General features: G+C 66.0%; 25 protein-coding genes. 9 read left to right on the forward strand and 16 right to left on the reverse strand.

The genetic code is table 11. From position 1 onward, the window contains the following. Positions 1 to 6: 6 nt before the first annotated feature. The gene (locus A5753_RS19805) at positions 7 to 261 is read right to left on the reverse strand and encodes a hypothetical protein (protein ID WP_067132046.1); all 255 of its coding nucleotides are present in this window, start codon (positions 259 to 261) and stop codon (positions 7 to 9) included. 175 nt (positions 262 to 436) lie between these two features. Between A5753_RS19805 and A5753_RS19810 the strand changes: the two genes are divergently transcribed. Beyond that, positions 437 to 1,111, forward strand: a complete 675-nt coding sequence (locus A5753_RS19810) for a hypothetical protein (protein ID WP_067132049.1) — start codon at positions 437 to 439, stop codon at positions 1,109 to 1,111. A gap of 29 nt (positions 1,112 to 1,140) precedes the next feature. Continuing rightward, a complete protein-coding gene (locus A5753_RS19815) occupies positions 1,141 to 1,983 on the forward strand; it encodes an SAM-dependent methyltransferase (RefSeq protein WP_067132052.1) in 843 nt (280 codons plus the stop codon). Between the two features lie 23 nt (positions 1,984 to 2,006). Here A5753_RS19815 and A5753_RS19820 read toward each other — a convergent pair whose 3' ends face one another. Then, a complete protein-coding gene (locus A5753_RS19820) occupies positions 2,007 to 2,855 on the reverse strand; it encodes a family 16 glycosylhydrolase (RefSeq protein WP_067132055.1) in 849 nt (282 codons plus the stop codon). Positions 2,856 to 3,111: 256 nt separating this feature from the next. Here A5753_RS19820 and A5753_RS24450 point away from each other — a divergent pair, with 256 nt between their 5' ends. Next, complete coding sequence (locus tag A5753_RS24450; RefSeq protein WP_156656168.1) at positions 3,112 to 3,318, forward strand: hypothetical protein; 207 nt, start codon at positions 3,112 to 3,114, stop codon at positions 3,316 to 3,318. A 160-nt stretch (positions 3,319 to 3,478) separates the two neighbouring features. Here A5753_RS24450 and A5753_RS19825 read toward each other — a convergent pair whose 3' ends face one another. After that, entirely contained in the window at positions 3,479 to 4,120 is a 642-nt protein-coding gene (locus A5753_RS19825; RefSeq protein WP_067132058.1) for a carboxymuconolactone decarboxylase family protein, read from the reverse strand. A 184-nt stretch (positions 4,121 to 4,304) separates the two neighbouring features. Beyond that, positions 4,305 to 4,946 carry a cutinase family protein gene (locus A5753_RS19830; protein WP_231990123.1) on the reverse strand — a complete coding sequence of 214 codons (642 nt, stop codon included), beginning with the start codon at positions 4,944 to 4,946 and terminating at the stop codon, positions 4,305 to 4,307. Positions 4,947 to 5,123: 177 nt separating this feature from the next. On the opposite strand from A5753_RS19830, the gene A5753_RS19835 reads away from it, so the two are divergent. After that, complete coding sequence (locus tag A5753_RS19835; RefSeq protein WP_067132061.1) at positions 5,124 to 5,786, forward strand: class I SAM-dependent methyltransferase; 663 nt, start codon at positions 5,124 to 5,126, stop codon at positions 5,784 to 5,786. A gap of 4 nt (positions 5,787 to 5,790) precedes the next feature. Here the strand turns inward: A5753_RS19835 and A5753_RS19840 are convergent, their stop codons facing one another. From A5753_RS19840 to A5753_RS19850, 3 genes are read right to left on the reverse strand one after another with little or no spacing between them, the layout of a single operon-like run. Next, entirely contained in the window at positions 5,791 to 6,867 is a 1,077-nt protein-coding gene (locus A5753_RS19840) for a prenyltransferase (RefSeq protein ID WP_067132064.1), read from the reverse strand. Beyond that, positions 6,854 to 7,612, reverse strand: coding sequence for a class I SAM-dependent methyltransferase (locus A5753_RS19845; RefSeq protein ID WP_067132067.1), 759 nt, complete (start codon positions 7,610 to 7,612; stop codon positions 6,854 to 6,856). The genes A5753_RS19840 and A5753_RS19845 overlap by 14 nt, the downstream gene beginning before the upstream one ends. Further along, on the reverse strand, positions 7,606 to 8,856 hold the full coding sequence (locus tag A5753_RS19850; RefSeq protein ID WP_067132070.1) for a glycosyltransferase family 4 protein: 1,251 nt from the start codon (positions 8,854 to 8,856) through the stop codon (positions 7,606 to 7,608). The genes A5753_RS19845 and A5753_RS19850 overlap by 7 nt, the downstream gene beginning before the upstream one ends. A 312-nt stretch (positions 8,857 to 9,168) precedes the next feature. On the opposite strand from A5753_RS19850, the gene A5753_RS19855 reads away from it, so the two are divergent. Further along, positions 9,169 to 9,987: a DUF1906 domain-containing protein gene (locus A5753_RS19855; protein WP_067132528.1), complete on the forward strand. Its 819-nt coding sequence runs from the start codon at positions 9,169 to 9,171 to the stop codon at positions 9,985 to 9,987. A gap of 165 nt (positions 9,988 to 10,152) precedes the next feature. Here the strand turns inward: A5753_RS19855 and katG are convergent, their stop codons facing one another. The 3 genes from katG to A5753_RS19870 form a co-directional block, all read right to left on the reverse strand. Further along, on the reverse strand, positions 10,153 to 12,393 hold the full coding sequence (katG, locus tag A5753_RS19860) for a catalase/peroxidase HPI (RefSeq protein ID WP_067132072.1): 2,241 nt from the start codon (positions 12,391 to 12,393) through the stop codon (positions 10,153 to 10,155). 49 nt (positions 12,394 to 12,442) lie between these two features. Further along, a complete protein-coding gene (locus tag A5753_RS19865) occupies positions 12,443 to 12,883 on the reverse strand; it encodes a Fur family transcriptional regulator (protein ID WP_156656170.1) in 441 nt (146 codons plus the stop codon). 95 nt (positions 12,884 to 12,978) lie between these two features. Then, positions 12,979 to 14,265 (reverse strand): Ig-like domain-containing protein, encoded by a 1,287-nt coding sequence (locus A5753_RS19870; RefSeq protein WP_067132078.1) that lies wholly within the window; start codon positions 14,263 to 14,265, stop codon positions 12,979 to 12,981. Positions 14,266 to 14,421: 156 nt separating this feature from the next. Between A5753_RS19870 and A5753_RS19875 the strand changes: the two genes are divergently transcribed. Continuing rightward, positions 14,422 to 15,246, forward strand: a complete 825-nt coding sequence (locus tag A5753_RS19875; RefSeq protein ID WP_067132081.1) for a hypothetical protein — start codon at positions 14,422 to 14,424, stop codon at positions 15,244 to 15,246. Positions 15,247 to 15,308: 62 nt separating this feature from the next. Continuing rightward, positions 15,309 to 16,799, forward strand: a complete 1,491-nt coding sequence (locus A5753_RS19880) for an FAD-dependent oxidoreductase (RefSeq protein WP_067132084.1) — start codon at positions 15,309 to 15,311, stop codon at positions 16,797 to 16,799. Here the strand turns inward: A5753_RS19880 and A5753_RS19885 are convergent. Continuing rightward, the gene (locus A5753_RS19885; protein ID WP_067132087.1) at positions 16,796 to 17,851 is read right to left on the reverse strand and encodes a bifunctional 2-polyprenyl-6-hydroxyphenol methylase/3-demethylubiquinol 3-O-methyltransferase UbiG; all 1,056 of its coding nucleotides are present in this window, start codon (positions 17,849 to 17,851) and stop codon (positions 16,796 to 16,798) included. The two genes, A5753_RS19880 and A5753_RS19885, sit on opposite strands and share 4 nt — an antisense overlap. A gap of 69 nt (positions 17,852 to 17,920) precedes the next feature. Next, entirely contained in the window at positions 17,921 to 19,111 is a 1,191-nt protein-coding gene (locus A5753_RS19890; protein WP_067132090.1) for a glycosyltransferase, read from the reverse strand. Positions 19,112 to 19,576: 465 nt separating this feature from the next. On the opposite strand from A5753_RS19890, the gene A5753_RS19895 reads away from it, so the two are divergent. Together A5753_RS19895 and A5753_RS19900 are read left to right on the forward strand one after the other, a co-directional pair. Then, positions 19,577 to 20,968, forward strand: a complete 1,392-nt coding sequence (locus A5753_RS19895) for a PPE domain-containing protein (protein WP_067132093.1) — start codon at positions 19,577 to 19,579, stop codon at positions 20,966 to 20,968. 70 nt (positions 20,969 to 21,038) lie between these two features. Further along, positions 21,039 to 21,881, forward strand: a complete 843-nt coding sequence (locus A5753_RS19900; protein WP_067132096.1) for an MOSC domain-containing protein — start codon at positions 21,039 to 21,041, stop codon at positions 21,879 to 21,881. Positions 21,882 to 21,914: 33 nt separating this feature from the next. Here the strand turns inward: A5753_RS19900 and A5753_RS19905 are convergent, their stop codons facing one another. Genes A5753_RS19905 through A5753_RS19915 form a run of 4 tightly spaced genes read right to left on the reverse strand, consistent with a single transcriptional unit; the run spans position 21,915 to position 23,895 of the window. Then, positions 21,915 to 22,166, reverse strand: coding sequence for a hypothetical protein (locus A5753_RS19905; RefSeq protein WP_082971400.1), 252 nt, complete (start codon positions 22,164 to 22,166; stop codon positions 21,915 to 21,917). Further along, complete coding sequence (locus A5753_RS19910; protein WP_067132099.1) at positions 22,163 to 22,378, reverse strand: DUF3072 domain-containing protein; 216 nt, start codon at positions 22,376 to 22,378, stop codon at positions 22,163 to 22,165. Before A5753_RS19910 ends, A5753_RS19905 begins: the two co-directional genes overlap by 4 nt. Positions 22,379 to 22,436: 58 nt before the next feature. After that, positions 22,437 to 22,685, reverse strand: coding sequence for a DUF6480 family protein (locus A5753_RS24065; RefSeq protein WP_082971401.1), 249 nt, complete (start codon positions 22,683 to 22,685; stop codon positions 22,437 to 22,439). Then, complete coding sequence (locus tag A5753_RS19915) at positions 22,660 to 23,895, reverse strand: zinc-dependent alcohol dehydrogenase (protein ID WP_067132102.1); 1,236 nt, start codon at positions 23,893 to 23,895, stop codon at positions 22,660 to 22,662. Before A5753_RS19915 ends, A5753_RS24065 begins: the two co-directional genes overlap by 26 nt. Positions 23,896 to 23,907 lie beyond the last annotated feature (12 nt).

Below are 23,907 nucleotides of genomic sequence, written 5' to 3' on the forward strand. Positions count from 1 at the left end.
GACTAGTCAAGATCCCTTGTGATAGCGCGTGAGGAACCCGATGGAGGCCACGGCGGCGGCGGTTCCGATCACAGCCCACAGCACTAACTGGAAGGCCATCGCGCCGAAAAACCAGCCGAAAGTCATTCCGATATAAAGCATCCAGATCACCCGGTAAAAGCTCCAGACCGCCAGCAGGCCGGTGCTGATGCCGATGTACAGGCTCCGTTGGCGATCGACACGGTTGATGTGTTCTTGGATGCTGGTCGGCACGATATTCACTTGCTGTCTTCCTTTCCTGGGGCGCCACCTTGGTGGTGGCGTCGTTGCGGTAAGTACAGACCCGCCCGGTGGCTACCGATCCCAATCGGATGCCGCTGACCGCACCGCCGATTCCGCGCCGCAGGCCTCGCGTGCGCTCTACGCTGCACAGGGAGCCTGGAGAAGGGTTGCCTCGATGAACATGCCCCGCATGGCCCTGGTCTGGATCGCCCTGCTGACTGGGCTGATCGCAACCTCGTCGGCCGGCCCCGCGGGCGCCGATCTGTCGTCCACCGAGGTGATCACCGTGATGGCCGTCGGGCCCGGCGGCGAAGCAATGAACGGCTACAAGGTCGCATCCGGACCAGGCAACGTCGGGCAGGCCAGCAACTGCTCGGAACCGTCGCCGTCGGCGGTTGCCGACAACGTCTACTACTGTTCGCCGAGCGCGGCCGGAGCCGGCACCTGCTGGCCCTCCACGCCGGGATCTCTTCTGTGCATGGACAATCCGTGGGACCTGCAGATGCACCGGGTGATGTTCGACGGCCAGCTTTCGCCCGTACACCCAACTGCCAACCCGGACCCGTTCGCGCTCGCCCTCGACGACGGAACACACTGCCTGCTGCGCAATGGCGGCGCGTGGGGCGGACGCGCCGACGGCTACGTCGGCGTCTACGGATGCGGCGGCGGCGGGAGCGACCCAGCCGTGCTGTGGCTGCCCAGCCAGGGCGCGGGAACCTGCATCGACCGCTCATCGCCGGTGTGGACGGTCAAAGTCGGTCGCCTCGGCGCTCCCGACGCCGTTTTTCCACCGCCTGCGGTCCGCGCCGTGACCGCAGCCTGGTTCGCCGGAGGCAGGGCCGGGCAGTAGGACGGCAGCGATACTGCTATAACGCACGTATGTCAGATCCCGGGCACACGATCACCCATGTTTCCGACACGGCCCGGTGGACGGCGTTGCACAGGGCCACCGAATCGGCCCGTCCCGATGCGCTGTTCCACGATCCCCTCGCCGAACGGCTGGCCGGTGCGCACGGCCGCGCGATCGTCGCAGGAGTTCCATGGACGAATCGCAGTGGTTATTGGCTGGTCGCACGCACCAAGCTCATCGACGATGCCATCGCCGACGCACTCGCGCACGGCTGTGACCGCGTCCTGAATCTGGCCGCAGGCCTGGATGCCCGGCCCTACCGCCTAGACCTTCCGTCCGATCTCACCTGGGTCGAGGCCGACCTACCGGAGTTGCTCGCGGAAAAGACCCACGTACTCGTTGATCAGACCCCGCGTTGCCGGGTGACTCGCATAGCGGTTGACCTCGCCGACCCGCAGGCCCGAGACGCCTTTTTCAACGAGGCGCTGCAGGGCGCGACGAAGGCCTTCGTGCTGACCGAGGGGCTCTCGATGTACCTGGAGTCCTCCGACATCGCGGCGCTTTCGGGTGCGATCAAGCGACCCGAGGTCGCTTGGTGGATGCTGGATTTCGCCTTTCCCGGCCTGAAGAAGCGGATCAACAAGCAGGTCGCCGGAATCTCGGAAAACGCGCCGTTCAAATTCGCACCGGAGAACGGGCTGGCCTTCTTCGAAGACCTGGGGTGGCGTGCGGCCGAAGCGGAATCACTGCTGGTGGCCGCCAACCGGCTGCACCGCCTGCCCATCTGGATGCGCCCGCTCACCTGGCGGCGATCGGATCTGCGCCGTCCGGGTGGCACACCCGCGTCTGCCGTCGCCCTGCTGACCCACTAGACGCTCGGGCCCCTGCAGGGCACCTACCAGACGCGTATCCAGTCCACGAGCATGTCGGCGGGGTAGCTGCCCGGCCCGGGATCGCCGCCGCCGGAACCGGCTACCGCCAGGTTGAACACCGGGTACACCGTGTAGCCCGCTCCGTTGAACGGCCAATCCGGCAGCGAGTTCGCCGGCACGTCGAAGTAGGGTGCCGCGCCGTCGACATAGTCTTTCCAGAAGCGGATGCCGGCCTGATCCCATTGGCAGCGCCAGGTGTGCCAGCCACTGTCCACCGCGATGTTGTGGGTCTTCCACTCACCGCCGTTGGCTTTGGCGTGCACTGTGGTGGCCGAGGGCCAACTACCGTTGCCGTACCACTCCATGACGTCGATCTCGCCTTGATCGTCATTGCCCAGCCAGTAGGCCGGCCACGCGCCGGCGGTGAGACAGTTCAGCTTTATCCGGGTTTCCCACGTGTGGCCCACGCCGCCGCGCCACAGACTCTGCACCTTGCCGCTGAAATAGGTGGAACCATCCTTGGCGGCGCGCAGGACCAGGTTGGAATTGCCGTCGACAAACACATTGCGGCGATCGTCGCGGTATTGCCCGATGTGCTCGGGCAGCTCCCAATAGGTGGGGTCCTTGATCGTCTCGCGGGCTTTGGCCACCGCCCACTTCGACGCGTCGGGCGCCGAGCCGGCCGGACCGTCGAATTCATCGGCAAAAATGTAGGATCCGGACTGACCGCTGGGCGCGGCGGGCGGCGGTAACCGCCCGGCGGGCACATCGTGTCGGGACGGGTGGGCCCACGCTTTCTGGGCCGGCAGCGCGGCCGCCAGCACGCCGATCCCGGTTGTCAATATCATGCGGCGACGATCGATCTCCGGCATAAGCAAGGAACCCTAGCAGCCGACCGTGCAGAAGGTTGAAGCGGCAATTTGTCGGTGGCTGCCGCTATCGTTCGGATCGCGGTCGGGCCAGCATGGACGACAGCACGGCAGTGGCAATGGATGAGGCCGCAAATTCACGGCGAATTCTCATCTTGGCAGGTGGTTTGGTCTCAGGATACGGCGGGCATTCTGGAATCACGATCCAATAACCACTGTTTTGGGCTTTTTGCGGGTGGTCTGAGAGGAGTTGACGATCGTGGCGAATAAATCAGAAGGCACGGTTATTTTCCTTCAGTCCCATCCGGCATGGATCGCGGCTCAGCGTCGGGAGCGCGAACGTAATGACGCAATGCGCCGTCATCCTTCATTTCGCGCCCGTCAACGCGCCGCTGGCTCTGGTAACGCAGTCGTTCCGATGGTGCGCAACTTCAAGCTGTGCTCGAGCGGCAATACATCGGCCTGAATACCACGCCAAATTTGTAGCGAACCCAATCACATCCGTCGTCGCTGAAAGACCACCCGCGAACAATCGACAACATCGGCCGGACAGTTCTCCAGTCAAATTATTCAGACTCCCTGGGGTTTAGCTGTAGCTTCTCGCAGCGGCCGCCGTCTCGCTCATGTCAGTCGCGCCCCGACGTCGCGGCACCGATGTCTAGGACACCGTCGCCGTGCGGGTCGTCAACCTCCACGATCGGGTCGTCGACGTCGTCGAATTCCAGCCGCAATGCCCGGGACATGATGGCGTGCATTACGTACATGGTGGTGGTGTAAGTGAATTCCAAGATCTCGGTGTCGGTGAAGACTTCCCGTAACTGAGTGAACAACTGCTCGGGCACCCGACCATGTTGGCCCGCAAGGCAATCCGCGTACGCCAGCAACAACCGCTCGGCGTGATCGAAACAGTCGGCGGTCTCCCAGGACGGTATGGCCGCGATTTTCTCCTCGGACAATCCCGCCGATCGGCACGCCTTGCAGTGTTGCGAGAAGACGAACTGGCTGCCGACCACCCAGCCTGCCCGGATCTGGCCCAATTCTCGGTGATCGGCCCGGATCGAGACCTCTTCGCGGTAGAGGCGGAAGCCGCGCACGGCATGGCGCAGGGCGGCGGGGGACTGCGCCATCACCGTCCACCAGTTGCCGGGAGTGCCACCGACAGCGCCCGGCTCCGCCACCGGATCGCGGTCGCCGAACATCGAGTCGTACATCTTCAGCGTGAATTCGTCGCTGACTTCATCCCGCGGAATCGGCTTCAGACGCGGCATTGCGCCTCCCCTCGGCTAGCGGCACGGACCTGGCATTTACGCAGATCGCATTCGATCGTAGGTTCTGCGCTGGGCACCGCCGTATCCCGCGGGAAGGCGCTGCCGCCCACTGGCCGACGCGGCGAACCCGCTAGCCGTGCAGCCTTGACCTGTTGGCTGCAGCGAAGCGCCGCCGACGAGTCGGTCAGAGCTTGCCGGCGACGAAGTCCGCGGCCTGGTTAGCCATGCCGGCGTCGATGTAGGCGCCCGCGAGGTGTTGTGGCCAGTTTTCCTTCCAGGTGTTCGGGTCGGCCGGGTTGCAGACGGGATCCGCGCCGTGGCACAACTCGATGGTCCGGTCGTTGTAGATCGGATTGAAGTTGGTGATCGGACCCACCCATTGGCTTCCGTTGCCGAACAGCGCGACGGCGGCGATGTGCTGATCGGCGCCGGGCGGCAGCGGGCTGTCGAACCCGAACGCGCCGACGGGCGCCGCGAGCACGACATCGGTGACCGCCGCGCCCAGCGAGTAACCGCCCAGCACCAGCCGGGTGTCGGGGCAGTTGTTGATCATGTCCTGGACGTGGTGGCTCATGTTGTTGGCGCCCTGGGCGACCTCGGTATCGGCTGGATACTGCACGGCGTACACACCGACGGTCCTATTCACCTTGCTGCGCACATCGCTGATGAACGCGTTGCCCAGCACACCGGGGCCGGGTGCTTCGTTACGGCCCCGGGCGAACACGACCTGCACGGGCGGGCAGTTCGCGGCCGCGGCCGACGGGACCGGCCAAGGTATCCCGGGGGGAAGCACCGCGGCGGGCAGCATCAGGGCTGCCGCGGCCATGACCGCGGCGAGGCCAACACCAGCAAAGTTGCGGATAAGCAAGGCGGGCACGCAGATGATGGTAGAGCGAACCCGCCCCGCGCGCTGGGCAGCCGGGCATACAGACCGCGCGTGATCGTTCAGCGCGAACAACGACCACGGTGCCGGCGGCGTCGAGCGAGACGATAGGTTCAGCTGATGAGCCACGTCGACGCGAATGCGCCCGAGCGTTTGTTCGCGCTGGCCGAACAGGTGCAAGGTTTCATGCCGGCCGACGAGGGGCGGGCGCTGTACGACGCCGCACTGCGGTACCTCGGCGGTGGAATCGGCGTCGAGATCGGCACCTACTGCGGCAAATCCACCCTTTTGCTGGGCGCGGCGGCGCAACAAACCGGCAGCGTGCTCTACACGGTCGACCACCATCACGGTTCCGAGGAGCACCAGGTCGGGTGGGAATATCACGACGCGTCGATGGTGGATGACGTCACGGGTTTGTTCGACACACTGCCGATCTTTCGTCGGGCGCTCGATACCGCCCGGTTGGACGACCATGTCGTCGCCATCGTCGGCAAGTCACCCCTGGTGGCGCGAGCGTGGCGAGCACCGCTGCAGTTCTTGTTCATTGATGGCGGCCACAGCGAGGCGGCCGCGAACCAGGACTTCGACGGCTGGGCGAAGTGGGTCGACACCGGTGGGGCACTGGTCATTCACGACGTGTTTCCCGACCCGAAGGACGGCGGGCGGCCACCGTATTACATCTACTGTCGCGCACTCGATTCCGGACAATTCCGGGAGGTGTCAGCGACCGGATCGCTGCGGCTCCTCGAACGTGTCGGCGGCGGGCCGGGGGAACAGGTCTAGCGGGTCACCAGCCCGGGCCGGTGCCGACGCATTCGCAATCGAAGTCGGTCTGCAGGCCCAACGGCAGTTCGTCGCCGCGGAAGATTCCCGCGCCGCCAGTCGTGTTCGTCAGGGCGTCCGCCGCCAGGATCATCGCCGCGCCCGTCCAGGTGGTGCGCTCCTCGGGCCAGCGCTTGCCGTCCGCGAAAACCAGTCCCGTCCAATACGATCCATCGTCTTCGCGAAGGTGCTGCATCGCGGCGAACTGCCGGTGCGCATCCGCGTGGTGCCCGATCGCGTCCAGCGCCATCACCAGCTCGCAGGTTTCGGCGCCGGTCACCCACGGACGATCGCCGACACACCGGATGCCCAGGCCCTCGACCACGAACGCGTCCCAGCGCAGCTTGATGCGCGCGGCCGCCGCCGGACCCCGCAAGACGCTACCGAGGATCGGGTAGTACCAGTCCATCGAGTAGCGGTCCTTTTCGGTGAACGCGTCGGGATGCGCGGCGATGGCGTGACCCAGCCGGCCCAGCGCCAGTTCCCACTCTGGCTGCGGGTCCCCGACCAGGGCGGCCAGGGCAAGCGCGCACCGGATGCTGTGAAAAATGCTCGAGCACCCCGTCAGCAGCGCTTCCGGCAACAGGCCGGCTTCGCTTCGCGCCCAACCGATCTCGCCATAGCCGACTTGCATGTCAATAACGAAGTCGATCGCTTTGCGCACGACCGGCCACATCTCGGCCCCGAACGACTCATCACGGGTAACCAGCACGTGGTGCCAGACACCGGCGCCGATGTACGCGCAGAAGTTGCTGTCGCTGTTGGCGTCTTCGATGATGCCCGCGCGAAACTGGATGGGCCAGGAGCCGTCAGGACGCTGCGTGTGGCGACTCCAATCGAAGGCCGCCCGCGCCGGCTCCAGCAGCCCCGCGGTAGTGAGTGCCATCGCGCACTCGATGTGATCCCACGGATCCGTGTGCCCGCCCTCGAACCAGGGGATGGCACCCGATGGTTCCTGTGCGGCGGCGATCGAGAGCGCGGTCTGTCGGCATTGCTCGGGGGTCAAAACCCCCGGAATTGCGGGCGGCTTAAACCGATGCAACTGAATACCCTTCAGTCGCCTGGCTTTTCGCCTCCTGCGGTTTGACGAAGTACATAGCTACGCTCTTGCCCACCAGCGGATTGAGCAGAGCCTCCGCCAGCTGGGTGATCTTCGGCCGCTGCATCAGGTCCCAGACCAGCAGCTTGTGGTAGGTCGTGACCGCACGGTGGTCGGTGTTCTGCACACCGACAGCGCATTTGAGCCACCAGAAGGGGGAGTGCAGCGCATGGGCGTGGTGAGTGTGCGTCAATTCCATTCCGCCGCCGGAGATCTTGCCGCGCAATTCACTGGCCCGGTAGATGCGCACGTGGCCGCCCTCGTTGCTGTGATACTCGTCGGACAGCATCCAGCACACCTGCTCGGGCAGCCATCGCGGCACGCTGACAGCCAGCGTGCCACCGACTTTGAGCACCCTGATCAGCTCGGCGATCGCCGCGTCGTCCCGGGGTATGTGCTCCAGGATCTCCGACGCGATGACGCAGTCAAACGTCTCGTCGGCGTAGGGCAACTTCAGCGCGTCACCGACGACCACCTTCGCCGACGCCGCGGCTGGCGCCTCGCCGGTTTCGGCCATCGCCCGCAGTATGGTGTCCACCGAACGCAATTCGGCCTCGTCGTGGTCGAATGCGACGACGTCGGCGCCACGCCGATACGCTTCGAAGGCATGCCGGCCGGCTCCGCATCCGACGTCGATGACCTTGGTCGATGGCCCGATCCCAAGCCGGTCGAAATCGACTGTCAGCATGACGCTCCGCTCTGCGCGCTGCGTGCGATGGCCCGCTCGTAGACCCGCACGGTCTGAGCGGCCACGGCTTCCCAGCTGAAGACGTTGACGGCACGAGTGCGGCCCGCCTTGCCGAGGCTGCGGCGCTTTTCCGGAGAATCGAGCAGTTCACCGAGCGCGCTGGTCAGCGCATCCACGTCGGCGGGCGGTACCAGCTCGGCGCAGGCACCGTCCGTTCCGAGGACTTCCGGCAGCGCTCCGACCCGGCTGGCGACGATCGGGGTGCCGCTGGCCATGGCTTCCACCGCGGGCAGCGAAAACCCTTCGTAAAGCGAGGGAATGCAGGCGACCTCCGCGGACGCGAACAAGGCGGCCAGCTCGGCATCGGACAGCCCGCTGGTGATGTGCACGATGTCGGAGATCCCGAGTTCGGCGATGAGTTTGTGGGTCGGGCCATTCGGCTCCACCTTGGCGACCAACCGCAGCTCGAGATCCCGGACGGTGCGCAGGCGGGCGACCGCCTGCAGCAGGGTGCGGACGCCTTTCAGCGGGGTATCGGCGCTGGCGATCGCGATGATTCGTCCGGGCTCGCGGGGGCCGGATCCCGGTTTGAACAGCTCGGTGTTGACCCCCAGCGGCACGACATGAAGTTGCTCCGGTGCGACGCCGAAGTCGGCGATGATGTCCGACGCCGATGACGAGGAGACCGTCAACAAATCGGGGACGTGCCGGGCGACCTGTTGCTGCATGTCCAAGAACCCATACCAGCGGCGCACCAACGGCTTTCGCCACCATCGCGCGGCGGCCAGGTCCAGCACTCGATCGCGGGTGATCGGGTGGTGCACGGTGGCGACGACGGGAAGTCCCGCCTCGGCGATGCTGAGCAGTCCGGCGCCCAGGCTCTGGTTGTCGTGAACGACGTCGAAATCCGTTGTGCGCTGGGCAAGTAACCGCGCCGCCCGCATGGTGAACGTCCGCGGTTCGGGAAAGCCCGCGGTCCAGGTGGTGAGCAACTCCAGGAGGTCGATGGAGTCTCGAATCTCGCTGGGCCGCGGCACCCGGAAAGGGTCCGGTTCCCGATACAAGTCAAGGCTGGGCACCTCGGTGAGCCGGACCCGCGGATCGAGCAGATCGGGATACGGCTGTCCGGAAAACACCTCGACTTCGTGACCGAGTTCCACCAGGCCGTGGCTGAGATGGCGCACGTAGACGCCCTGTCCGCCGCAATGGGTCTTACTACGGTAGGACAGCAGGGCAATTCGCATACTCAACTCTTCTTTGCTGGAAAATGACCGCGGAATGGCGCCGAATACATCGCGGTCAACGGGCTCCCGAACTCCGTGACAGCAAATTGGACATGTGTCCAGACTATAGTTCGACCACCTAATCGAGCGCAACGAGCCCGAAATCCGCCGTCCCGCGCGTAGGCGACCCCCGGGATGTCCGACACGCAAAGATCATGCCACTGGTCAGTGGCCGCTAGGTGTTCGGCCGGTCGCTTCCGAACGCGTGGCGCCAGAGAGTTGACCGGCGAAGATCGGCCGGAAGACGCCGTGGGCTTTTGTTACCATCGCGCGGTGCGGGATTCGGCCGGACGGGTTGGACGCGGCGATCAACGATCGCCTTCGCGGCGCGACGTCCTCAGATACGCCGGCACCTATGCCTTGACGCCGGCCCTGCTGAGCCTGGGCGCGCTGGTCCCGGGCCCTAGCGGCCCCAAGGCGTCAGCCGCCGGCATGAAGCTGATCGATTTCGCCGAGCGCAGGATCGCCCCCGAGGAAATCAAGTCGGCGGGCTATGACGGCGTGGTGAATTACGTATCGCTGTCGCGGCCGGGCGCCAACTTCGAGGCCAAACCGCTGACAAAGGAGTATGCCGACGCGCTGCGCGCGGCGGGGCTGCATATCGTCAGCAACTTCCAGTACGGCAAGCCCGGCTGGCCGGACCCGTCGGATCTCACGCGCGGGTATGACGGCGGCGTGGCCGACGCTCATAGCGCCATGCAGTTGCACTCCGCGGCGGGAGGCCCGAACTCGGCCCCCATCTTTTTCAGCGTCGACGACGCCATCGACGCCAACACGTGGAATACGCTTGCGGTGCAATGGTTTCGGGGAATCAACTCGGTGTTGGGCGTGGGCCGCACCGGCATTTACGGGGATGCCCAGGTGTGCGGGTGGGCGATCCGAGACGGCGTCATCGGCCCGTCCACGAGCGCCGGACACCAATGGGCGTGGCAGACGAGGTCCTGGTCGCACGGCGATCGCGAACCCGCGGCGGTGCTCTACCAAACGGTCGTCAACAGCCCGGGGAATCCTGGCCCGCTGCTGGGCGGCATCAATGTCGATGTCGACGATGTCCTCGCCGCGGACTTCGGCCAGTGGGACCTCGCCCGCTGACCCAGAGGTGACGCCCCTCCACTTCGCCGAGACATAAAAACCAGTGCGCCCGATCGCGGCGTGTCGTGTGCGTGGTTTATGTGTCAGGAGACGACGGGCGCAGCGGCGTGAAGAACGGCACCCCGCGAGCGGATGGCTCGCGGGGTGCGTTCTACTCGATGACCGTTATTTGAGGTCGAACCGGTCGTTGTTCATGACCTTCACCCACGCCGCGACGAAGTCCTCGACGAACTTTCCGTGCGCGTCGTCTTGGGCGTAGACCTCGGCCAATGCGCGTAGCACCGAGTTCGAGCCGAAGACAAGGTCATTCGGGGTCGCGGTCCATTTGAGCGCCCCGGAGGCCCGGTCGTGCCCTTCGTAGACGTTCTCCGCAGTCTCCGACGCCTTCCACTCGGTGTTCATGTCGAGCAGGTTGACGAAGAAGTCGTTGGTCAACGCGCCCGGCCGGTCGGTGAACACGCCGTGTTTGCTTCCGCCGTGGTTGGCGCCCAGGGCACGCAGTCCACCGACGAGCACCGTGAGCTCGGGACCCGTCACGCCCAGCAGGTATGCCCGGTCCAGCAGGAGCTGCTCGAGCGGGGCCTTTTCACCCGGCCGCGCGTAGTTGCGGAACCCGTCGGCCCGCGGTTCGAGCACCGCGGCGGCTTCCACGTCGGTGGTCTCCTGAGACGCGTCGGTTCGCCCGGGGGCGAAGTGCACCGAGATCTCGTAGCCCGCGTCCTTGGCCGCCTTCTCGACCGCCGCGGAACCGGCCAGCACGATCAGGTCCGCGATCGAGATCTTCTTGCCGTCGGAGGCCGAGTCGTTGAAGTCCTGCTGGATCCGCTCCAATACGGGCAGCACCTTGTCCAGCTCGGAGGGCTCGTTGACCTCCCAGCTCCGCTGCGGCTCGAGGCGAAGCCGCCCGCCGTTGGGACCGCCGCGCTTGTCGGTGTTGCGATAGCTGACCGCGGCCGACCAGGCGGTCTTGACCAGCTGGGGGATGGAGAGGCCGGACGCGAGCACCTTGCTCTTCAGAGCCTCCACATCCTTGTCGTCGATGAGCTTGTGGTCGACGGCCGGGACCGGGTCCTGCCACAGCTGCGGCTCGGGGATCCAGGGCCCCAGGAAGCGGGTGACCGGTCCCATGTCGCGGTGCAGCAGCTTGTACCACGCCTTGGCGAAGGCGTCGGCCAGCTCCTCGGGGTGATCCAGCCAGCGCCGCGTGATGTCGCGGTAGATCGGGCTTTCCCGCAGCGAGATGTCGGTGACCAGCATCGTCGGGGCCCGCCCCGGCCCGCCGAACGGATCGGGGATGGTGCCCGCACCGGCGCCGTCCTTGGCGGTGAACTGCCAGGCGCCGGCGGGGCTCTTGGTCAGCTCCCACTCGTAGCCGTACAGCGTTTCTAAGAAGGAGTTGTCCCACTTGGTAGGCGTCGGCGTCCAGACGACCTCCAGGCCGCTGGTGATGGCGTCCTTGCCTTTGCCGCTTCCAAAGGAGCTCTTCCAACCCAGCCCCTGCTGTTCGATCGGGGCGGCCTCCGGCTCGGGGCCGACCAGATCGGCGTCGCCGGCACCGTGGGTCTTGCCGAAGCTGTGGCCGCCGACAATCAGCGCGGCGGTCTCTTCGTCATTCATCGCCATCCGGCCGAACGTCTCGCGGATGTCGATCGCTGCGGCGATCGGATCCGGCTTACCTTCGGGGCCTTCGGGATTCACATAGATCAGACCCATAGTGGTGGCGCCGTAGGGCTGCGCGAGATCGCGTTCGCCCGAGTAGCGCTTGTCGGTGCCCAACCACTCTTCCTCTTCGCCGAAGAGGATCTCCTCGGGCTCCCAGACGTCTTCGCGGCCGAAGGCGAAGCCGAACGTCTTGAATCCCATTGATTCCAGGGCCGTGTTTCCGGCGAAGAGCAGCAGGTCCGCCCAGGAGATCTTGTTGCCGTACTTCTTCTTCAGCGGCCACAGCAGCCTGCGCGCCTTGTCCAGGCTCGCGTTGTCGGGCCAGCTGTTGAGCGGGGCGAAGCGCTGCATGCCCTGGCCGCCGCCACCGCGGCCATCATAGATGCGGTAGGTGCCGGCGGCGTGCCAGCTCATCCGGATGAACAAGCCCCCGTAGTGGCCGTAGTCGGCGGGCCACCAGTCCTGCGAGGTCGTCAGCAGGGTGACCATGTCGGCCTTGAGCGCGTCCACATCGAGTTTGGCGAACTCCTCGGCGTAGTCGAAGTCCTCGCCGAGCGGGTTGGACTGGGGGGCATGCGGGTGCAGGCGCGACACGTCGACCTGGTTTGGCCACCAATCCTGGTTCGTCCGTGGAGCATTCGACTTCGGCTGCGGTGAAGGGATTGCTGGGTTTTCGCTTTCGCTTTGGCTGGCCGTCCCGGCGCCGGGTTGGGGTGGACGGCTAGCGGATGTATCAGATGACACAGCATTCCTTTCGAGGGTGGGTGAATCGGGCTGCGATCACGGCTGTGATCTAAGAGCCTGCCGTCGAGCATTCGGCGCACAGGCCCCAGTAGATGACTTCGGCCTCGTCGAGTACGAAGCCATCGAGAACGTTGTCGTCGTCCGAGGGTGTGAGGCAGGGAGCGTCACCGACGGCACAGTCGATGTCAGCGATGATCCCGCAGGATCGGCACACGACGTGGTGATGGTTGTCGCCGACACGCGATTCATAGCGCGCCACCATGCCCAGGGGCTGGATGCGCCGAACCAGGCCCACCGTGGTCAGCGCGTTGAGCACGTCATAGACGGCTTGGCGCGAGACATCGGGCAGGCCCACTCTGACCGCCGAAAAGATCGTCTCGGTGTCGGCGTGCGGGTTGGCGTCGACGACTTCCAGGACGGCAACCCGGGGCCGGGTCACCCGCAGGTCGGCCATGCGCAATCTATCCGCGTAATCGGCCTTCGATGGCACGCCACCAATATGCCGCACTTATCTGGATCGAGTCAAGACTTTATGGTGAAGTGGGGCACAACTGTGCGTGACGAATGAGCTGAGTCACCCGAACCTCAGGTGGGCTTCAGGGCGCTGCCTTTGCGCCACTCGTCCCAGCGGATCGTCCAGTCGCCGTTCTGCGCCAACGTCAGGGGAGGCCCGCCGCTGTTGCGGACCTCGACAACATCCCCGGGTACCGAAAAATCAAAGAACCATTTCGCGTTGTCGGCGTTGAGGTTCAGGCAGCCGTGCGACGTGTCGCGGTGCCCCTGGGCCCATACCGTTGCGTCGAGCTCGTGCAGATATATGCCGTCGCTGCTGATCTTGGTGGCCCAATTGATGGTCTCGCGATATCCGAGCCTGGAGTTCTTGGGCAGCCCGAAGGTCGAGGAGTCCATGATGACGGGGTTGCCCTTGTCCAGGACGGTGTAGACCCCCGGCGGGGTCCACAGCGAGATGGTTCTCCCGCCGACCTTTTCGGTGCCACCCATCCCCATGCTCGTCGGCATCGTGCGCACCAGGGCTCCGTTATCGAAGACGCTGACCTGGTGGGTGGCGTCGTCGGCGATCGATACGTGTGCGTCGCCGACACGGAACGACACCTTGGTGTCGTCTTGTCCGAATAAGCCGTCGCCCAAGGCTATTCCGTAGATCTTCGCCTCGGCGGTGACGTTTGTACCCGGCGCGTAGTAGCGCTCGGGCCGCCAGTGCGCGTTCTGATCGTCGACCCAATACCAGGAACCCTCGACCTTCGGGTCGGTGGTCACCGACAGCTGCCGCTCGGCGGTGGCACGGTCGGCGATCTTCTCGTCGAAGTGCGCCACGATCACCGTTCCGACACCGTAGGTGCCGCCGTCACGCAACGCGGCTTCCGACGTGGTGGTGAACGACACCTTGGTCTGGTTGGACGGCTTCAGCGTGGAGAACGACGAAACCTGCTTCGCCGCAACGCCACTGACACCGCTGCTGGTGACCGTCAGGGTGTAGGTGCGCCCGTAACCCAGCGGGACGGTGGGCTTCCACACCGTGTTGTCGGGGGTCATGACCCCCTCGATCGGTTTGCCGCTCTCGTTGACCATGTCGACGCCCGTCAGCGTCCCGTTCTCGGCTTTGACCGAGACCGGGGCCACGGGGTCGACGTCACGCGCGTCGGGTCCAGGGGTGATCGTTATCCGGGCCGGCTCAGCGGCTTTCGCGGGCGTGCGGTGCTGACTACAGCCGCCGCCTGGGCAATGCGAGGTCGACACCACGTATATCAGGCCGGCCGCGGCGACGATCACGCACAACGCGAGCAGGAGCTGCCGAGGGCGGCTGATCCGGAGGATCCGGCCGATGAGCTGATCGCTGTTCTTGGACATCATCAAGCTGCCGAATCCCTGCTTCCTGTCACTCGCAGCGGCAAAACTCTCTGCCCGGCGAAGTCGAATGTCGTAGATGAGGTATCCCGCGACGTGCGGGTTCTAAACCGACGGGAGGTTCGGCGTGGCCTACCGAAATCGGCGAGAGATCATGGCTACATGGCCGATGAGGAACTCGACAGCCTCTATGAGGTGCCGCCGAAGGAGTTCACCGCGGAACGTGCCCGCTTGGCCGCCGCGGCCAAGGAGCGCGGCGATGACGCAGCCGCCAAACGAATCTGCGCCACCAACAAGCCGACGACGGCGGCATGGGTCATCAACCGGCTGGCACTTCGGCACGCCGACACCCGGCAGCGGCTGGCAGACCTCGGTAAGCGATTGCGCGCCGCGCACGCGGCGATGGACGGCGGCACCATCCGGGATTTGTCGGCCGAGCAACGCAAACTCATCGACGAACTCACCCGTAAGGCGCTACAGGCGGCCGACCTGACGCAACCGTCGGCGACCGTGCGCGAAGACCTGACCAGCACGCTGCAAGCCGCCATCGCCGACCCGAAGATCAGCGAACGGCTCGGCAGGCTGACCCGGCCCGAGCAGTGGTCGGGCTTCGGCGCTTTCGGCGACGCGGCGCCGGAATCGGTGGACACATCCGGCGAACCGGCGAAGCGGCGCCGCACCCCGCCGGTGCGGAAGCGGCCCGCGAAACAGTCCGCGGGCGACAGGGCGGAGCAGAGGCGGCGCGAGAAACTGAGCACGGCCCTTGCCGCCGCGGAGCGCGCCAAGGCCGAGGCCGACGACCTGGTGGCCGAGCTACGAGCGCAACGGGATGCCGCCCAACAGCGCCGTGACGCCGCGGCGAAGGCGCTGCGGGCGGGCGAGCAGGAGCTCCAGGGTGCCGAAAAGGACTACGCCAAGGCCCAGCAAGCCGGCCGAGCCGCCGCCAAAGCTGTAACGGAGGCAAAGAACCGGTTGAAGCGGGCGTGAATTCGGCCGAGCGTTTCCCCGCGCCGGGCCGGGGTATCAGCAAAGCCGTGACTTCTTTATGGATGACCGAACGAACCGAACAGCCTTGGGCCTCAAGCCAGCTTGACCAAGGGTCGGAGTCCGCCGATGTCATCGTCGTCGGCGCCGGCATCACCGGCCTGATGACGGCGGTCCTGCTGGCCCGGGCGGGCAAGGACGTGCTGGTGCTGGAGGCGCGCACGGTGGGGTCGTGCGCTACCGGCAACACCACCGCCAAGATCAGCCTGCTGCAGGGCAGTCAGCTCTCCAAGGTGCTACCACGACACGGCCGCGACCTCGCGCGCGCGTACGTGGACGGCAATCGCGAAGGCCAGGAGTGGGTGCTGGACCACTGCGCGGCGAACGGCGTGGCCGTGCAGCGTGAAGATGCCTACACGTACGCCCAGTCGGTGCGGGGCGTCCCGAGGGCGCGAGCCGAACTCGCGGCGTGTCAGGCGGTCGGCCTGCCGGCGGTGTGGGACGACGATGCAGATGTGCCGTTCGCCTATCACGGCGGAGTGCGGCTGGCCGACCAGGCGCAGTTCGATCCGATGTCATTCCTCGACTCGTTGGCCGTCGAGCTGCTCGGTCGCGGTGGGCGGCTGGTCGAGCACACGCGGGCGCGGCGGGTCTCCTGGCGCGGCAAGAAGGTGCGCGTGCACGTCAACGATGCCGCCCAGCAGGACGTCGAACTTCAGGCCGCCCAGCTGGTGCTCGCGACGGGCATCCCGATCCTGGATCGTGGCGGTTATTTCGCCCGGGTGAAGCCGAGCCGGTCCTACTGCTTGGCATTCAAGGTTCCGGGCAACATCACCCGGCCGATGATGATCTCCACCGACTCGCCGACGCGTTCGGTGCGCTACGCGCCGGTCGCGGACGGGGAGCGGTTGATCGTGGGCGGGGCCGGCCACACCGTGGGCCGGGAGAAGAGTCCGTCCGAGGCGCTCAACGAGTTGTCGACGTGGACCCGCAAGCACTACCCGGGTGCCGTGCAGACCCATTTCTGGTCGGCGCAGGACTACACGCCCATCGACCATCTGCCCTATGTGGGGCCCATCCTGCCGAACACCGAAAGTATCTTTGTCGCAACGGGTTTCAACAAGTGGGGGATGACCAACGGACCCGCCGCGGCGTTGGCGCTGTCGAGTCGCATCCTGGGTGGGCGGATGGACTGGGCCCGCGCGTTCGCGAGCTGGAGTCCGCATGAGCTGACGGGCCTGACGACGGCCCTGCAGGCCAACCTCGAGGTCGGCTTCAACCTGACGAAGGGCTGGATCACCCCGGCGATACGCATACACCGCCGCAGCCCCGTCGACGGCGAAGGCGGAGTGGTGAGCGGCCCGCCGTGGCGTCTGGAGGCCCGCTGCCGCGTCGACGGGACGGAGCACCGCGTCTCACCCGTCTGCCCGCACCTGGGCGGAATCGTGAACTGGAACGACGCCGATAACGCGTGGGAGTGCCCGTTGCACGGGTCGCGGTTCGCGCCCGACGGCACCCTGCTGGAGGGGCCGGCAACACGCGATCTGACCGCCTAGATCTGCGGGTCAGCCCGTTTCTGAAACACGAGCCAGCGCAATTCTATTGGCGAATCGTCGCGCTCGACATCGAACACGTCGAGCCCGCCGGCCCAACCTTCGAACCAGCCCGTCGGCGGCCAGGCGTCCGACGGTATCCGTGCCTTCTCGTACTCGTAGGCGGGGTCGTCAGCGATAGGTGCGAGCGGCAGGCCGGCCGCGGCGGCAGTTACCTCGTCGCGGGTGAAGATCATGCTGTTGCACTGCTGGCTCAGCTGCACAGCGACGTCGTCGGGAACGTAGCCGTCGCGGGCCAGGAAGGTGTTGAACACCAAACGCCCACCGGGCGCCAGGCAATCGGTGGCGAGGTCGAACATGCCGCGCAACTCGCGGGTCGTGCGGAAGTCCGACACCACCTCCGAGAGCACCATCAGCTGGTACTCCTCCCGAACGCCCTCCATCGCGGTGAAGACGTCACTCTGAATGACGTTCACGCGCAACGATTCCTCGGCGGCGTCGGAAACCATCACCTCGGCGAACTTCGCGGTCAGCTCAACCGCATCGACCGGATGTCCGCGCCGCGCCAGGGCCAGCGCGTTACGCCCGGTTCCCGCGCCGACGTCCAGCACCCGATAGGTCGAAGGGTCGTCCGCCTCGGCGGCCAGGGCCAGCACGCGCGCGTCCGGCTCGGTGCCGAACAGCGGCGGCGGCCGGATGGCCATCCACTGCTGGTAGTCGGCTTCGACAGTGCGCCAGTCGGCCTGGACGCGGAAATTCACGCCCTCCCCGAAGGGAGCCTGATACGAGATCAGGACATCGGAACGATGGGAAGCCCTGAAGGCCTTCGCCAACTCCACTTCCAGCGCGGCCCGCAGGTGTGCGGACTGTTCGGGGGTGTACCAGACGCCCAGGGTGGCGCAGACGTTGCCGCACAACAGGACGTACTCGTCGATCAGGGCCGGCACTGCCGGCACCCTGATCTGGCCCTCGGCCGACAAGCGGCGATACAGCCGCCTGATCATCGCTTCGCGCAGCATCGACGGATCGAACGACTTCTTCGGCGGATCCTGCACCAGAACCTTCTACACGACCGGCGGAATTTGCACCACCGTTACGACGGACGGGCGGTTCGCCTCGCCTCATCAAACCGAGCGTGCCGTGTGAGCAGCCTCTTCGAGGAGATCAGCGGCGCGGGCAACACTTTCGGCGGGTTTGCTCATCTGCGCGGCGACCTCTTTAGCGCGAGTGGCGTATTGCGGAGTGAGGACCGTGCGCAGATCGGCGACCAGCGAGTCCAACGTGCTGGCGGAAAAGGCGCGTCCGGCACCGACTTTCATTTGTTCGACGGCAGCCGCCCACATTGGCTGGTCCCAAACGGTCCACAGAATGAGCGCCGGGACGCCGGCGCGCATGCCCGCGGCCGTGGTGCCCGAGCCACCGTGATGGACCACGGCCCGGCAGGCCGGGAAGATGGCCGCATAATTCATCGCCTCAACGACCTTGACGTGGTCGAACAGCGGGACGTCGGCGAAGTCGTTGGCGCCGCTGCAAATCAACGCCCGCTCGCCCAACTGCCCGCAGGCCGCGCTGATGACTGCGACCGTCTCGGCGGGAGAGCTGACGGGCGTGCTGCCGAACCCGAAGTAGACAGGCGGCGTCCCGTCCGCTATCCAGGACAGCACCTCGTCGTCGCTGTCCATCGGCAGCTCCAGTGTCAACGAACCGACAAAGGGTCGCCGGCCACCGGGTTCCAGCCATTCGGCGGCAGGCCCGGGCAGGCAGAGCTCGTCGTAAGTCTGGATTTCCAACACATCATCACTCGCTGGTGCCGCCGCCGATTCGGTGTCGGGCAAGCCAAGCGCACGACGTTGGACGGCTTCTGCATCCTTCGTGATGCTCGAATAGAGGGCGCTCGACGGCATGATCCGCGCCGGGAAAACATGCAAAGCGGCGAGTGGGATTGCGTGATGTTCGGCGACATTGTTGGCCAGCGCCTGGTCGTTCATGTGCGCCACCAACAGATCGGCATCCGTTGCCAACGACGTCAACGTCGCGCTCTTGTCCATCCAGATCCGCGTCACGCGCTCGACAACTTGCGACAACCCGCTGCCGCCGTATTGGAGCGAGCCGAGCAATTCCTGGGCCGCGGTCATCCCACGTTGCGTATCGGGCCCGTACCCAACGGCAGTGAGCCCCGTCGACTCGACGAAGGCGGTCATGTTGGGCGGGACCGCCAGGCGCACCTCGTGCCCTCGGTTCATCAGCGCGCGGCCGACCGCGGCGCAGGGTTCGACGTCACCGCGGCCGCCGTAGGCGACCAGCACGATTTTCATCAGCAGACCTCATTCGCAGGGATCCCACAAATCCAAGCAGAACCCGCGCCGCATGACCCGCTGGATGTTAGTGTCGCTGCGCTGAACTGGGCCTTTGCCGGTGCTAGGGCGAGTAAAAACCGGACCGGGGAGGTGGGCAACGCGTTCTGGGTCGCGTTGAGAGCGGGCTGAGGGTGATTTGCGCAATACGCGCCTAACCCTTGCGGGTTTCCGTCGTCATGTGCAGGTAACCTATCGTTAACCCTCGGCAATAATTTCGCTGTATTGGTTGACGTGGGAGCACCTGCAAACGTGAAGACCGGTCCGCTAGCACTGGGGACGACCCTATTCGGCTGTCTACTTCCGCGGCACTGGCGGCACCGGAGGGAATGCGATTTGTTTGCTGCTTGGTTGGTTATCCCCATACGACGCGCATCGGGGCCGTCGATGCCCTCGCGGCCCTGAACGCGATCGGAGGAGAACGACATGGACTTCGCACTGCCGCCGGAGATCAACTCCGCGCGGATGTACGCCGGTCCGGGGTCGGGACCGATGCTGGCCGCCGCGATGGCCTGGGACGAATTGGCCGCCGCGTTGCAATCGACGGCGAACTCGTATCAGGGTGAGATCACGGCCTTGACTTCCGGTCCGTGGGTTGGGCCGTCGTCGGCGTCCATGGTCGCAGCGATTGCCCCTTACTTGGAGTGGATGAGGACGACCGGCGCCCAGGCTGAAGAAACCGCCAGCAAGGCCAGGGCCGCCGCCTTCGCGTACGAGACTGCGTTCGCCGAGACGGTGCCGCCGCCGGTGGTCACGGCCAACCGCACCCTGCTGGCGACGCTCGTCGCAACCAACATCCTCGGGCAGAACACGCCGGCGATCGCCACCACCGAGGCCGAGTATGCCGAGATGTGGGCGCGGGACACCGCGGCCATGATCGGCTACGCCGGCGCGACGGCCTCGGCCACCCGGGTGACGCCGTTCACCCAGCCTGACCAGACCACCACCTCCGACGCCGGTCAATCCGAATCGGTGGCCAAGGCCACCGCTACAGCCGCCGGAAGCACGCGCAACACCGTGGCCCAGCAACCGTTGTCGGCGGTGCCGAACTTGTTGACCAACGCGGCGGTGAACCCGGCCGCCGCCGCCGATCCGACGTCGGTGACGGACCTACTGGGCCTGGAGAGCGACCTCATCGCGATCTTCCTCGACGCGCCCGCCAGCGTCGCCGGCCTCGGCGTCGATTCGCCTTCTGCCGCGATCGCCCTTCCCTTCGATATCGCGGGCGCGCTGACCGGTTTCCACACCGACGACATCGTCAGCGGTTGGGCGGGTGTGCAGTCGTGGCCGGGCACTGGCGCGGTGCCGCCCTCGCCATTCCCGGTGATCACGAACCCGGCGGGCGGATTCGGATCGCTGATGTCGGCGGGGCTGGGTCAGGCGAACACCGTGGGCGGCTTATCAGTGCCGCCGGGGTGGACTGCGGCCGCGCCGGCGATCCGCCCGGCCGCCTTGGTGCTGCCGGCCACCAGCGCCGGGGCGGGCGCCGAAGTCGCCGCGGCCGCGGCGGCCGCCGCCCCCAGTGGCTCCGGGAGTTTGTTCGGCGAAATGGCCGTGGCGAGCATGGCGGGGCGCGCGATGGCCGGCACCGGTGGCGCCTTGGGGCGCGAGCGGGCCCGGGCCGGTGAGATCGAGAAGGCGACACGCGAGGCACCCAAGGAGCCGACGAAAGAGCCGGCGACACCGCCGCAGGTTGCCGCGGGTGGGCCGATCACGAGCATCGCCGCCGAGCTGCGCGAGCTCGCGTCGCTGCGCGACGCGGGGATCTTGACGCAGCAGGAATTCGAGGAGCAGAAAAAGCGCCTGCTGCCAAGCTGATCCGGTGACCCGACGACGCGCGTGCGTCAGTCGGGCACACTAGGGAGGACCACTTCAGTGAAGGCGCCGCATGGACAACTCGACCGCCCCGGCCTCGGACGCCGTGCCCATGCGGGTGCAGGCGTTGCTTCGCTACCCGGTGAAGTCGATGCTCGGCGAAACCCTCGATCGCCTGCTGGTCGACGAGCGCGGCGCCGAGGGCGACCGGCGGCTCGCGCTCCTCGACGGTGAAACCGGGCACGTGGCCAGCGCCAAAAATCCCCGGCTATGGCGCAATCTCTTGACCTGTACCGCCCATGCCGACGCCCAGGGTGTGCGCATCAGCATGCCCGACGGAACCGATGTGGCCGCCGATGATCCCGGCGTCGACGAGCTGATCTCGCGGCTGACCGGCCGGCGGGTTCGGTTGGTCACTCAACGCCCAGAGGGCGCAACACTGGTCCGTCCCGATCCGGAAAAACTGCTGGAATTCGGTCTCGACGCTGACGTGGACGGTCGCATCCTGCGCATTGCCGCGGCCACGCCGGGCGAGTCGTTCACCGACGAAGCTCCATTGCATGCAATCACGACGGCCACCCTGGAGCACATCGGGGTGGAGGCACTGCGGTATCGACCGAATCTGGTGATCAGAACACCGCCGAACTATCCGCCGTATGCCGAAAACGATTGGGTGGGCGGCGAACTCGTCATCGGTGCGGCGCGGCTGCGCGTCCTCACGGCGACGTCGCGCTGCGTGGTTCCCACTCTCGAGCACGGGCCGTTGCCGCGGGCTCCGCAGGCGCTTCGCATACCGGCGGCCGAAAACCGTTTGAACACAGGCGGTCACGGCGCACAGCCCTGCGCGGGCGCTTACCTCGCGGTGGTCGACACGGGCGTCATCAACGTCGGTGACCAAGTCACCATCCGGCCCTGACCGCTTCCCGCGCAAACGCATCGCAGCAGCGTGTCACCCACCCATGTTGCGGACCGCCGTGTCGAGCTCTTCTGCTTGCTCGGCCAACTCGCGGTCGGATAACTCCGCATGTCCGACCCGCTGCACCAATTCCTGGCGCGTCGCGACCTGCAGGGCGCCTCGGTATTCGTCCGAGTGCAGATCGGCCGGCGTGACGACCGCCGCGCGCCCCTCCATCACCACCAGCGCCGCGTCCGCATCTGGGCTGGCCAGCAACTCCCGCACGTCCTCGGTACCGATCATCACGAGGCGCCCCGCCCGGTCCGTTGTTGCAACTCGTCAATCAGCCTGGAGGCCTGGGCTTTCGTGAGATGCTCCGGGATTTCCTGGCCCGCTTCTTGCGCCAGCGTGTTCAGGTAGCTGCGCTGCGGGCCGGTCATAGGCTCGTCGCCCGTCACCCATTGCGACTGGTCCTTTTCCGGATTCTCTTGCGGCGCCTGCGCGGCATCATCGGCCATGCATGTGGCTATGCCCGCTACGGAGCCGACGTAATCAGGAAGTGGTGGTTTCGGCATGTCAGCCGCCCACCCCGGCAATCTTCATCACCAGTAGCACCGCCACCGCGATGAATGCGACGGTGAAAACGCACACCGCGAGGACGGTAAGGGCGGAACCGGGAGTGAACCGCCGGTTGTTCTGCTGTTGTGGCTCGGACACACCGGAGGTTTGGGGCGCGGCAGGGGGAGTGGTGCCCGGTGCGACACCTCCGCCCGGTTCCAGGCCTGGTGTTTGCGTCGGATCAGGATTGGGAGGTTGCGCGGTCATGGTTGACACCGGCCTTTTCCTCGCGGACGAGGGCGGAAGCATTGGGTCGCATCGCCACCCGGATGCAGTCGTCCTTCTTGTTCTTGAATAGGTCGTAGGCCCGCACTCCGTCCTCGAGGGGCACATCGTGGGTGATCAACTTGGCGGGATCGAGATCGCCCTGCTGGACGTAGTCGAAAAGCCGGGTTATGTAGCGTTGTCCGTGTTGCTGAGCCGTTTTCAGGGTCAAACCCTTATTGGTCAGTACGCCAGTCGGGAATTTGTCGGTCAAGCCGTACACCCCGAGCACCGACACCACCCCACCCTTGCGGCAAGCCAGAATCGCCTGTCGTAGCGCGGTAGCGCGATCGGTCTCCATTCGCAGCAGTTGCTTGGCCCGGTCGTAGAGTTGTTGCACTCCGGTGCCGTGGCCCTCCATGCCGACCGCGTCGATGCAGGCATCGGGCCCTCGGCCGCCGGTCATCTCCCTGAGCGACTCATGCACGCTGTCGACCGCCTTGTAGTCGATCGTTTCCAGTCCGAACTCGTTGCGCGCCAACGCCAACCGTTCCGGTATGCGGTCGACGACAATGGCCCGTTCGGCGCCCAGCAGTAGGGCGCTACGGGCGGCCATCAAGCCGACGCCGCCGGCCCCCCAGACCGCGACGGTATCGCCGCCGGCGATGTCACAGAAATCGGCGCCCATGAAGCCGGTGGGCACCGCGTCGGATAAGAACAGCGCCTGCTCATCGGTGATATCGCCCGGAATCACAAAGCAATTCGTGTCGGCGAAGGGCACCCGAACGTATTGGGCGTGCGAACCGGCGTAGCCACCGAACGGATGTGTATAACCGTAAATTCCACCAGACGGATATCCCAACAACGGCTGTTGCAATTCGGCGTTGGGATTCGTTGTGTCGCAGCACGAATACAACTCGTGATCGCAGTACCAGCATCGATCACAGGCGATGAAGGACGGCACCACGACGCGGTCACCCGCGTGGATCTCGCGCACCTGCGGGCCGGCCTCCGCCACCACGCCCATGAATTCGTGCCCGAACACATCGCCGGCCCGCATGCCCGGCAAATACCCGTCGATGAAGTGCAAGTCCGAGCCGCAGGTCGTGGTGACCCGGACTTCGACGATGACGTCGTGCGGATTCAGGATCTTGGGGTCATCGACAGTTTCCACGGACAGGTCGTTGACACCGTTCCAGCACAGTGCGCGCATGCTCGGCCTTTC

Source organism: Mycobacterium sp. 852002-51971_SCH5477799-a, assembly GCF_001667145.1.
Taxonomy (GTDB): domain Bacteria; phylum Actinomycetota; class Actinomycetes; order Mycobacteriales; family Mycobacteriaceae; genus Mycobacterium.

Excerpts from the sequence above, each read along its gene's own strand:
- A5753_RS19810 (WP_067132049.1), top strand. The coding sequence starts at position 437 with ATGAACATGCCCCGCATGGCCCTGGTCTGGATCGCCCTGCTGACTGGG.
- A5753_RS19815 (WP_067132052.1), top strand. The coding sequence starts at position 1,141 with ATGTCAGATCCCGGGCACACGATCACCCATGTTTCCGACACGGCCCGG.
- A5753_RS19820 (WP_067132055.1), bottom strand. The coding sequence starts at position 2,855 with ATGCCGGAGATCGATCGTCGCCGCATGATATTGACAACCGGGATCGGC.
- A5753_RS19825 (WP_067132058.1), bottom strand. The coding sequence starts at position 4,120 with ATGCCGCGTCTGAAGCCGATTCCGCGGGATGAAGTCAGCGACGAATTC.
- A5753_RS19830 (WP_231990123.1), bottom strand. The coding sequence starts at position 4,946 with ATGGCCGCGGCAGCCCTGATGCTGCCCGCCGCGGTGCTTCCCCCCGGG.
- A5753_RS19835 (WP_067132061.1), top strand. The coding sequence starts at position 5,124 with ATGAGCCACGTCGACGCGAATGCGCCCGAGCGTTTGTTCGCGCTGGCC.
- A5753_RS19845 (WP_067132067.1), bottom strand. The coding sequence starts at position 7,612 with ATGCTGACAGTCGATTTCGACCGGCTTGGGATCGGGCCATCGACCAAG.
- A5753_RS19850 (WP_067132070.1), bottom strand. The coding sequence starts at position 8,856 with ATGCGAATTGCCCTGCTGTCCTACCGTAGTAAGACCCATTGCGGCGGA.
- A5753_RS19870 (WP_067132078.1), bottom strand. The coding sequence starts at position 14,265 with ATGATGTCCAAGAACAGCGATCAGCTCATCGGCCGGATCCTCCGGATC.
- A5753_RS19875 (WP_067132081.1), top strand. The coding sequence starts at position 14,422 with ATGGCCGATGAGGAACTCGACAGCCTCTATGAGGTGCCGCCGAAGGAG.
- A5753_RS19880 (WP_067132084.1), top strand. The coding sequence starts at position 15,309 with ATGACCGAACGAACCGAACAGCCTTGGGCCTCAAGCCAGCTTGACCAA.
- A5753_RS19890 (WP_067132090.1), bottom strand. The coding sequence starts at position 19,111 with ATGAAAATCGTGCTGGTCGCCTACGGCGGCCGCGGTGACGTCGAACCC.
- A5753_RS19895 (WP_067132093.1), top strand. The coding sequence starts at position 19,577 with ATGGACTTCGCACTGCCGCCGGAGATCAACTCCGCGCGGATGTACGCC.
- A5753_RS19900 (WP_067132096.1), top strand. The coding sequence starts at position 21,039 with ATGGACAACTCGACCGCCCCGGCCTCGGACGCCGTGCCCATGCGGGTG.
- A5753_RS19910 (WP_067132099.1), bottom strand. The coding sequence starts at position 22,378 with ATGGCCGATGATGCCGCGCAGGCGCCGCAAGAGAATCCGGAAAAGGAC.
- A5753_RS24065 (WP_082971401.1), bottom strand. The coding sequence starts at position 22,685 with ATGACCGCGCAACCTCCCAATCCTGATCCGACGCAAACACCAGGCCTG.
- A5753_RS19915 (WP_067132102.1), bottom strand. The coding sequence starts at position 23,895 with ATGCGCGCACTGTGCTGGAACGGTGTCAACGACCTGTCCGTGGAAACT.